Raw genomic sequence first — 7,724 nt, 5'->3', positions numbered from 1 at the left:
GCCCTCCTGGCCACCTGGACCGGCGCCTGCTCGATATGCGGCCAACCCGCACCAACCCCCGAACCCCACCACAGGACCTAACAAAGCCCTACTAGAGTCCGATGAAGTTGAGGGCGAACAGTAAGCGGAGGAGGGGCTCGTGGCACAAGGGGGCGACGTCGGACGGTACTTGTACTGGTCCGATCGCCGAGTTCGCGCTGTAGCCGATGAGATCGGCCTGGCCTTGGAGCGCGGCTGGCGGTGGTCCTTCACCCTCAGCCTGCCCATGACGCAACTCCAGATCGGAGAGGGCAACCGCGCCAGAAACCGCCTGCGAACGGCTCAGCAGATCCTCAGAAAGCTCGGGCCTCTCGCAGCTACCGCCTTCGACCGCTCTCCTCCCGTCGCCTACGCCCAGGGAACCGGGCGCGTGGAGTTCGCCGAGTTCGTCGGCAACTACGCCGCGAACGAGGCCGTGCTCTGCCACATCCGCACCCGCTGTCAGGAAGGACGACCGGTGGACGTCGTCCTCTTCGGCAGCATGGAGCATGTCGAAGGGTTCCGTCCCGGAGACGCGATCGACGCGGGTTGGGTCTCGTCCGCGGCCCCGGCAATCGAGGAGCTGCTGCGCAGCCGAGGCACCGAGAACACCTGGCAATGGGACGACGACCAGTCCCGCGCCGTGGAGGCCCTCAAAACCGCCGTTCAGCAGGGCCAGATCCCCGGTCAGGAACACGAAGGGCGTCCCCGGACCCGCGGGTACACCCTCGGCCACCACCGCCAGGCCCACTGGTGTGCCGAGATCTACGCCGACGTCGTTTTGGACGATCGCCGTTGGAACCTTGATGGGGAGCTTGGCCTCGCCGACGCGCACCGGATCGTGATTGGTGCTCCGCTGTGGGTACGGGCGCTGCAGCCCGACACCCTTGTCCGATACCAGGGGGGAGCCACCGGTCGGCTCCGTCACCTCCTCGGCCGCCGTGCGCCCATTGTGGCGCAGAGCCCACCAGCCCCGGCAGTTACCCGTAGCCTCCACCGAGTTCGAGCGCCGGAATGAGGACGGTCGAGGCGTCGCCGGCCGCCAAGCTGACCCGGCTCGGGCACGTTGAGCTGCGCCGCTTCAACACGCCAGTGTCGGCCGCCGATGCACAGGACCAAGCCGGGCATCGGAGGGTGCGCCAGGTAGACCGTGCCCCCGTGTGGACCGGCACGCCGTCGGCAGTGCGGAGCACCAGCCGGTAATACGGCGACCAGCGCCACACTCAGTAGCCAACGGGAGCGCCCGCACCAACTGGTTGGTGGTCTTGCTGAAGGTCCCACTGCCGCGTCTCCCGGCCTGGGGCGAGACTCGGATGGTGGCCAGCCGACAGCGGCCACAGATGCGCTGGCACTGCCTCCAAGCGAAAGCCGATTCGGCCGAGCCGGGTCGGTGCCGTACAGTTCACCATACCGACGCGGGGTGGAGCAGCTCGGTAGCTCGCTGGGCTCATAACCCAGAGGTCGCAGGTTCAAATCCTGTCCCCGCTACTCAAACGTGAAGGCCCGGTGGATACCGGGCCTTCACTGCGTCTGGCCCCGCTCGAACCAAGCGGCAGAAGTTTGAAAGCCACACCCGACGCCCCTGGGTGGGCCAACCATACGAAGGGCTCGCCCGATCTCGCAGGCAACGCAGGGAAGCTTGAGTGACGCCCGTACCGTGTGGCTGCTCACGCCGGGTCGCCCGGGGCCGGGCGGGCTCGTGAAGAGCGGAGTACGCCTGGATTGCGAGTCGGCCAAGACGCGTTTGGAGGGCTGGACTCTGTATGACCATACGGACATGCCCGAACTTGCAGACAAGCAGCCTTCCTACGCGAAGGATGCCTCACTGCAGGCTGTCTCCTGCTGCTCACGCTGGTGGCGGACGTGGCGGCCGGATTGCTGGCCGTCATCGTGCTCGCGGTACGGGGGCTGGGCCGGATAGACGCCGGTTCCGGGCAGACAGCGGCCGGCTCACGGCCCGGCGACTGGACGCCAGTGCTGTGCTTCGGCGTTCTGGCCTTGGCGGTCGGCGTGACGGGCGTCATGCTGTTGCGGCTCGGTCATCGAGCTATCGGGGCGGTTCAGTTGGTGATCTGCGTCGTCCTGGCAGGCCAATCGCTGAGGGTCTGGCCCTGACCCAGGAGCGGTCAAAGGCGTATTCCTTCAGGCCGGGCCCGTCGCGGCCGACTCAACGGGCCCAGTGCCCCTCAGTTGCCCCTGGTCCCTGCGAGTCCTCCTCTGACCAGCGCACTCAAAGTTCGGTGACACGTACTTGCAGCCGTCAATATTCGATGGCACGCATTCAAGATCCGATGGCACAAGACACAGTTCGTGTCCTTTGACAGCGAAGGTAGTCGAATGCCGGCCGCTGACCTGCGCCGACTACGTTGGATGTCAACGTGGCAGCTCGTGCTGACGTTGTTCGGTTCGACTTTGCTCTGCGCTGTGCAGGTGTCGAATCGCGACATCGGCCACAGGTGCGTGCTTGCTTGACAGATTCAGGCGAGCGATGGCGCAAGGTACTCAAGCGCGTAGCCAGTGCCCTTGCGTGTGACGTGTCCCACTCCGGGCGAGTCCAGGTGGGCGCCGGCGACGAAGTACCGGGGCCTGGTGAGTTGTTCGAGGAGCGCGGTGCGTGCTTTGCGCGCTTGTGGCTGTGCGCCGTCGAGTTCCCAGGACACGTCCGGCTGGGCGAATTGCAGTGACGGTACGTGCACGGTGTCGCCCCAGACGAGGAGTCGGCCGGCGCTGCTGCTGACCTCGTAGACGGTGTGGCCGGGGGTGTGTCCGGGGGTCGGGACGGCCGTCACCCAGTCGTTGATCGCGACCTTGCCGGTGATGGGGACGACTCGGTTGCGGACGGGCTCGAGCCGCCCCGTGAATACCGCTGTGTCGCCGACGCCGATCCACACGCGTCGGAGCTCGGGGAATGCCTCGGAGCCATCGGGTGCGATGAGGCCGCCCACGTGGTCTTCGTGGTTGTGGGTGATCGCCACGTCGGTGATGTCGCCGCGGTCGATTCCGGCTTCTTCCAGGGCGTCGAGGAACGATCCCATGGTGGAGTGCCAGGCGTTGGACGCGCCGGTGTCGATGAGGACTGCTGCGGTTCCGTTGGTGATGAGGAACGCGTTGACCGACAGCCGCAGGTTGCCGCCGACGAGTGGGACCGTGTCCGGCAGCTCCGCAAGCGGGTGTCCGTTCTTGTCGCGCAGCCGTGTCGGCGGCATGTCGACGTGGCCGTCGCGCAGTGAAGTCACTGTCAGGTCGCCGAATGCAAATGTGGCGTATCGCCGGCCGCTGGAGGTGAGCCGCATGGAGTCGTCCTTGTGTACGGGGGGTTGGTCGGTCGGGGTCGGGGAGTTCGGCGGGCAGCTTCCGGTGCGGCAGCTTGGATACGGCCGCTTCGATACGGTTACTTCGAGGGCTGCGGACGCCAGGTGCCGTCGAGCCGTACGCCGGCGGCAGCGGCGATGCGGTCGCGGGACGCGATCAGCCGGCTCTTGAGCGTGGGCAGGTCGACGCCCAGCAGGGTTCCGTCTCGTTTGACCACGCGGCCGGCGACGAGCACGGTGTCGACGAGTCCGGGGTGGCCGGCGGAGACGATGGTGCCGGCCGGGTCGGTGACAGGGAACACGGTGATGTCGTCGGTGCGCAGCAGGACGATGTCGGCGTCCTTGCCGGGGGTGATGCTGCCTGTGCGGGCGTCGAGTCCGCACGAGGCTGCGGCGTCGATGGTGGTGAACTCCAGCAGGTCGCGGGCGCACAGGCCGCCGTCCAGACCGCGCTGGGCGGCGAAGGCGGCGCGCATCGCGGCGAACATGTCGCCACCGACGGAGGGGACGACGTCGATGGACAGAGTGGGGCGAAGTCCGGCGGCCAGGGCCCGGCCCGTCATCGGCGCGCCGAAGCCCATCTTCAGCTCGACGTCAGGGCTGACGGACAGGGAGCTGCCGGCATCAGCGAGCATCCGCAGCTCCTCGTCGCTGATGCCGTTGCCGTGGACGAAGGTGGTGGTGTCGCGCAGCAGGCCATGCTTGTGCATGTCCGCGATGGGGCGCTGGGTGCCGTCGGACCCGGTGTGCAGACTGGTGCGCAGGCCGAGTTCGTCGGCGAGCTGAAGTTCCCGGGCGAGGGTGTCCATGCCGGTGTCGTCGGCGCCGCGCAGGCCGAAGGCCATGGTGACCAGGCCGTGCCCGTCCAATGCAGAACGGACGCGGCGGATGTCGTCGTCGACGGGGCGGGTAGTGGCCCATCCCGCGCCGAGGCAGAAGATCGACCGCGCGGGCGCTTCGCGCAGCGCGGCGATGGCGGCGTCCTCGTGCTCGTGGTCCTGGGCGACGTGGTACCAGTCCAGCATGGTGGTGATGCCGGAGTGCAGGGCCTCCAGGCGCCCCAGGAGGGTGGCCGCGTAGACGTCCTCGGGCATGTAGTGGGCTTTGACGGTGCCGTGCATCGCTGTTGCCCACTGCGCGAAGGTCCAGTCCGCGCCGATGCCGCGGAAGGCGGTCTGCCAGTTGTGGCGGTGGTTGTCGACGAAGCCGGGCATGACGATCCGGTCGCTCGCGTCGATCACCTCGGCGTCCGGCGCGTCGATCCGCTCGGCCACTTTGGTGATCTTTCCGTTCTCGATGAGCACGTCGCCTCGATCGAGATCCCCGACAGCCGGGTCCATGCTGACGACGGTGCCGCCAGAGAGCAGGGTCTTCATGAGAGGGGTCCTTTGCTTCGGTGGTTCACGATCACTTGCGGTAGGCGGGCTGAAGGTGCTGCGGTGCAGGGCCGCTCAGTCGTGTACGGCGTCGGCCGCGGCGAGGGCGTCGGCGACGAGGTCGGCGGTGTCCTCGGTGCCTGCCGCCAGCCGCACCAGGCCCGCCGGGACGGTGTCGGTGATCTGGTCGTCGCTGAGCATTCCGGCCCACATGGAGGCCGGGTGCACGGCGAGGGATTCCACACCGCCGAGGCTCGCCGAGCGGCGGGGGTAGCGCGGTCGGGACAAGAAGGCGTCGGCCATCTCGTATCCGCCGGTGAACTCGACGCTCAGTACTCCGCCGAATCCGTTCATCTGGTCGAGGGCCAGCTTGTGTTGGGGGTGGGTCGCCAGGCCGGGGTAGTGCACGCGTGTCACCGCCGGGTGGCTGCTCAGTGCCTCGGCGAGAGCGAGGCCGTTGTCGTTGTGCCGCGGAACGCGCAGCGGCAGGGTGCGCATGCCCCGCAGCAGCAGCCATGCGTCGATGGGGCCGAGGGTGGCGCCTGTGAGCAGGCTGGTTTCCCAGATCCGGTCCAGGATCTTCACCGGTCCGGCCAGCACTCCGGCGGAGACGTCGGAGTGGCCGTTGAGGTACTTCGTAGCGCTGTGCCAGACCACGTCGATGCCGAAGTCCGCCGGGCGCTGGTTCAGCGGGGTGGCGAAGGTGTTGTCCGCCAGGGTCAGCACACCGTGGGCGCGGCCCAGGTCGGCAACGGCGCGCAGGTCGGTGATCTGCAGCAGCGGGTTACTCGGTGTCTCCACCAAGATCAGCCGGGTCTTGGAGGTGAGGGCCTTCTCGAACTCCTCGGGGTCTCTTTGGTCGACCAGCGTGGTGGACACGCCCAGGCGCGGCAGCAGGTTCAGCAGGACCGAGGCCGTGCCGCCGTAGGTGGACTTCTGCCCGATGACATGGTCGCCGCTGGACACCAGGGCGAGCACCGCCGTGGTGATCGCGGCCATGCCGGACGCGGTGACCATCGCGCCCTCGGTGCCCTCCAGTTCCGCGACGACGGCTGCGGCCTGGGCGTGGTTGGGGTTGCCGAAGCGGGTGTAGAAGTCCTGGCCCCGCGGCTCGACGGCGCCGGCGGCGAACGTGGTTGCGTCCTCGGCCGAGAACGCCGCCGTCTGGTAGATCGGCGGCGCCACGGCGCGGCTGGGGTGGGTCTCACGGTCGCTGTGAATGGTGACGGTGCTCTTGCCCGGCATGGCTGGCCCTTCCGGAATTCGACGCTATGTCTGTATCCAGCATGGCCGCTTGCGACGCCGACATGACCCGGCTGTCAGCAATCTTGGCAAGATCTTGCGCCAAGAAGCAGCATTTATGTGTGCTGCAGATGCCCCACACGCAATATTGTGCTGTCATGGATGAAGTGGACCGGTCGATCCTGGCCGTACTCGAACGGGATGGCCGTATCAGCAACAACGAGCTCGCCGCACGGGTCGGGCTGACGCCCTCACCGTGCCTGCGGCGTGTACGGCAGCTGGAGGAGACCGGGGTCATCCGCGGCTACCGGGCGCTGATCGACCCGGCGGCGGTCGGCCGCGGGCTGCGCGTCTTCGCGGGGGTGCGGCTGATGCGGCACACCCGCGCGGACGTGGTCGCCTTCGAGGAACAGGTGATGGAGCTGCCGGAGGTGATCGCCTGCCACCACATCACCGGCAACTTCGACTACCTGTTGCAGGTGGAGGTTGCCGACCTGCCCGCCTACGAGGACTTCCACGCCAATCAGATGGCCGCACTGCCCGGCGTCGCCACGGTCAACAGTTTCGTCATCATGAAGACACTCGACACCGCATGACAGCCCCGCTGCCAGCGTCGGCCCATTGTCACGGTCGCCTGGTGACCAGAGCTGGTGGGTGTCGCGCGGGCGCGGGCGGTCGGGCTGTCACGCGGTGATGGAGCCGCGGATGCACACGGTGGTGGCGCCGCTGACCCAGACGGTGCCGTCCGGATCGGCGGTGATCTCGATGCTGGCGGCCCGCCCCAGCCGGGTGCCCTGGGAGACCCGGTAGGTGGAGGTTGCGCCGCCGGTGGCGGTGAGTCACTGCCCGACACCGGCGTTCATGCTGCCGCATGCGGGGTCCTCGGGAACGCCGGCCCCGGGGGCGAAGGTGCGCATCTCGAAGTGGTGCCTGGATCCCTCGGGGTGGGCCCCGATCGCACCGACCATCGCGGTCGGGATGAGGGACAAGTCGGGCTCGAGGGCGAGGACGTCCTGGGCGGTGGCCAGCTGGACCACCGCCCAGCCGGGCCCGTTGTCCACCCACTGGTGGGCCAGCACCTGGTCCCGGGTGATGCCAAAGGCGTCGACGATCTGGTCCAGATAGGCGTCGTCGAGCGCGCCGTCGCGCACCCTGGGCGGGGCGGCGAAGGACAGCGAACCGTCCCCTCGACGCACGGTCACCAGGCCCGCGGCGCACTCCTGCACGATCCGGTCGGCGTGCTGTGGCGTGCCGCCACCCTCCAGCCAGGCCCGCGCGGAACCCAGGGTGGGGTGCCCGGCGAACGGCAGCTCGCCCCCGGGCGTATAGATCCTCAGCCGGTAGTCCGCCTCCGCGGCAGTGGGGGGCAGCACGAATGTGGTCTCGGACAGGTTCGTCCAACGCGCCAGGCGCTGCATCTCCTCATCTGTCAGGTCCGTGCCGTCCAGGACGACCGCGACCGGATTGCCGCCGTAGGGAAGCGTGGAGAACACATCGACCTGCATGAACGAACGGGTTCGCGACGTGGTCATCAAGAGCCTTTCGTATCGGTGCCAGCGGATTCGGCGTCCATCCCAGCTGGCGAGTGTGGGACCGGTACAGGGCCACTCGCAACGCAGTGGCCCGCCCAACCTCCTCGCGTCCGTCGCCCCGACCGACCTCGAACCCCTCCACCACTTCATGAGCTAGTGCCGTAGCAGGGAACGTTTGCCCTGTTGTGATGTGACGCGCCGTTCGGGTGCTGTGCCGGGCGGCGTGTGGCCGTCACTCTGTTGGG

The 7,724-nt window shown here is 68.2% G+C and carries 7 protein-coding genes and 1 tRNA gene; 4 read left to right on the top strand and 4 right to left on the bottom strand.

The features are described from left to right. Positions 1–139 precede the first annotated feature (139 nt). From ACIPEK_RS45885 to ACIPEK_RS45875, 3 genes are all read left to right on the top strand, one after another. Positions 140–1,036: a DUF7019 family protein gene (locus tag ACIPEK_RS45885; RefSeq protein WP_402008796.1), complete on the top strand. Its 897-nt coding sequence runs from the start codon at positions 140–142 to the stop codon at positions 1,034–1,036. A gap of 396 nt (positions 1,037–1,432) precedes the next feature. Next, positions 1,433–1,506, top strand: a tRNA-Met gene (locus ACIPEK_RS45880). A gap of 366 nt (positions 1,507–1,872) precedes the next feature. Continuing rightward, positions 1,873–2,133, top strand: coding sequence for an inner-membrane translocator (locus ACIPEK_RS45875; protein WP_402008793.1), 261 nt, complete (start codon positions 1,873–1,875; stop codon positions 2,131–2,133). A 362-nt stretch (positions 2,134–2,495) separates the two neighbouring features. Here ACIPEK_RS45875 and ACIPEK_RS45870 read toward each other — a convergent pair whose 3' ends face one another. The 3 genes from ACIPEK_RS45870 to ACIPEK_RS45860 all read right to left on the bottom strand — a co-directional run bounded on the left by ACIPEK_RS45870 (position 2,496) and on the right by ACIPEK_RS45860 (position 5,950). Then, complete coding sequence (locus ACIPEK_RS45870) at positions 2,496–3,311, bottom strand: MBL fold metallo-hydrolase (protein ID WP_402008790.1); 816 nt, start codon at positions 3,309–3,311, stop codon at positions 2,496–2,498. Positions 3,312–3,409: 98 nt separating this feature from the next. After that, entirely contained in the window at positions 3,410–4,705 is a 1,296-nt protein-coding gene (locus ACIPEK_RS45865) for an amidohydrolase family protein (RefSeq protein WP_402008788.1), read from the bottom strand. Positions 4,706–4,780: 75 nt separating this feature from the next. Beyond that, positions 4,781–5,950, bottom strand: coding sequence for a trans-sulfuration enzyme family protein (locus ACIPEK_RS45860; RefSeq protein ID WP_402008786.1), 1,170 nt, complete (start codon positions 5,948–5,950; stop codon positions 4,781–4,783). Between the two features lie 155 nt (positions 5,951–6,105). On the opposite strand from ACIPEK_RS45860, the gene ACIPEK_RS45855 reads away from it, so the two are divergent. Next, on the top strand, positions 6,106–6,543 hold the full coding sequence (locus ACIPEK_RS45855; RefSeq protein WP_393703460.1) for an Lrp/AsnC family transcriptional regulator: 438 nt from the start codon (positions 6,106–6,108) through the stop codon (positions 6,541–6,543). A 243-nt stretch (positions 6,544–6,786) separates the two neighbouring features. Here the strand turns inward: ACIPEK_RS45855 and ACIPEK_RS45850 are convergent, their stop codons facing one another. Next, positions 6,787–7,479, bottom strand: a complete 693-nt coding sequence (locus tag ACIPEK_RS45850) for a PhzF family phenazine biosynthesis protein (protein ID WP_402008783.1) — start codon at positions 7,477–7,479, stop codon at positions 6,787–6,789. Positions 7,480–7,724 lie beyond the last annotated feature (245 nt).

Source organism: Streptomyces sp. NPDC088246 (assembly GCF_044741025.1).
In the GTDB taxonomy this organism is placed as follows: Bacteria; Actinomycetota; Actinomycetes; order Streptomycetales; family Streptomycetaceae; genus Streptomyces.
The sequence above is the reverse complement of the archived record's forward strand: the minus strand, read 5'-3'. Positions and strand labels throughout refer to the sequence as shown.

Bases quoted from the DNA above. Each gene is read 5' to 3' on its own strand.
- ACIPEK_RS45860 (WP_402008786.1), bottom strand. From the start codon at position 5,950: ATGCCGGGCAAGAGCACCGTCACCATTCACAGCGACCGTGAGACCCAC.
- ACIPEK_RS45870 (WP_402008790.1), bottom strand. From the start codon at position 3,311: ATGCGGCTCACCTCCAGCGGCCGGCGATACGCCACATTTGCATTCGGC.
- ACIPEK_RS45850 (WP_402008783.1), bottom strand. From the start codon at position 7,479: ATGACCACGTCGCGAACCCGTTCGTTCATGCAGGTCGATGTGTTCTCC.
- ACIPEK_RS45865 (WP_402008788.1), bottom strand. From the start codon at position 4,705: ATGAAGACCCTGCTCTCTGGCGGCACCGTCGTCAGCATGGACCCGGCT.
- ACIPEK_RS45855 (WP_393703460.1), top strand. From the start codon at position 6,106: ATGGATGAAGTGGACCGGTCGATCCTGGCCGTACTCGAACGGGATGGC.